A 1,300-nucleotide genomic window follows, 5' to 3' on the forward strand; every position below is an offset into this window, starting at 1 on the left:
GGCGGTTTCTAGGGGTCGTTGCAACACGTGGTCGGTTTGATCAGGCCGCGAGCAGTTTATGCAGGCGCTCGGCTGGGGTTTCCCAGTCGAGCGTTTTGCGTGGGCGGCCGTTGAGCTCGGTGGCGACCGCCGTGAGGTGTTCCGGGTCGTGGACGGACAGGTCGGTGCCCTTGGGGAAGTACTGCCGCAGCAGGCCGTTCGTGTTCTCGTTCGAGCCGCGTTGCCAGGGGCTGGCGGGGTCGCAGAAGTAGACCGGGACACCGGTGGCGACGGTGAACGAGCCGTGGGCGGCCATCTCGGCGCCCTGGTCCCAGGTCAGCGACCTCACCAGGTGGCCGGGCAGGGCCTGGACGGTGTCTACCAGGGCCTCGCGGACCTGCTCGGCGGCGCGGCCGTTCGGCAGGTGCAGGAGCATCACGTAGCGGGTGGCCCGCTCGACCAGGGTCCCGATCGCGGAGGCACCGCCCTTGCCGATGATCAGATCGCCCTCCCAGTGGCCGGGTACCGCCCGGTCCTCCACCTCGGCGGGCCGTTCACTGATCATGACCATGGGATGCGTGAAACGCGGCTGGCGGCAGTTGGCCTGGCGGTGCGGTCTGCGGCGCGCGCGTCCGGAGCGCAGAGCACCGGCCAGCTCGCGGCGCAGTTCGCCGCGGCCTTGGACGTAGAGGGCCTGGTAGACCGTCTCGGGGACCACGTGCATCTCCGGCCGCTCGGGGAAGGTTCTGCGTAGAGCGTGGCAGATCTGCTCCGGACTCCACTTCTTGTCCAGGTGGACCTGGATGAAGTTCCGCAGCTCGGCGTTCTCGCCGATCTTCCCCGTCTTCGGTCGAGGCCGGCGGGCGTCGGCCCGGGCCTGGGCGGCGTGGGGCCGGTAACGGCCGCTCTCGGGGTGGCAGTTGCGTCGGATCTCCCGGCTGATCGTGGACGGGCTCCGGCCCAGCTCGGCCGCGATCGCGCGAACTGTCGCCTTCTCCCGCAGCCGGTCGGCGATGTGGATGCGGTCGGCTTCGCACAGGAATCTGGACGGACCCGTGGAGACGGGCGCCCGCTCAGCATGAGCGGGCGCCCGGTACCGCTTCGGGTCCGTCCGGCCGTTTCGCCACTCCCGTCCGGTCCGTTCGTGGACGCCGACGAGCCGGCTCGCTTCCCTGTTGCTCAGTCCCTGCTGCACGAGGCGGAAGTATTCCTCCCGCTCCCTACGCAGCTTCCGCGGCCCCTGAGCCGTCCGGTCCTTGCGGATCTTGAAGTCCATCGCATCCCCTGAACTGGGGTGTTGCGACAACCACTAGAACCTAAG

The 1,300-nt window shown here is 69.4% G+C and carries 1 protein-coding gene; it reads right to left on the reverse strand.

Annotation, left to right across the window (positions count from 1 at the left end):
- Positions 1-40: 40 nt before the first annotated feature.
- Complete coding sequence (locus ACFWPI_RS39690; protein ID WP_380381130.1) at positions 41-1,162, reverse strand: IS30 family transposase; 1,122 nt, start codon at positions 1,160-1,162, stop codon at positions 41-43.
- Between the last annotated feature and the right edge of the window lie 138 nt (positions 1,163-1,300).

Source organism: Kitasatospora sp. NPDC058492, from assembly GCF_042720685.1.
GTDB lineage: Bacteria > Actinomycetota > Actinomycetes > Streptomycetales > Streptomycetaceae > Kitasatospora.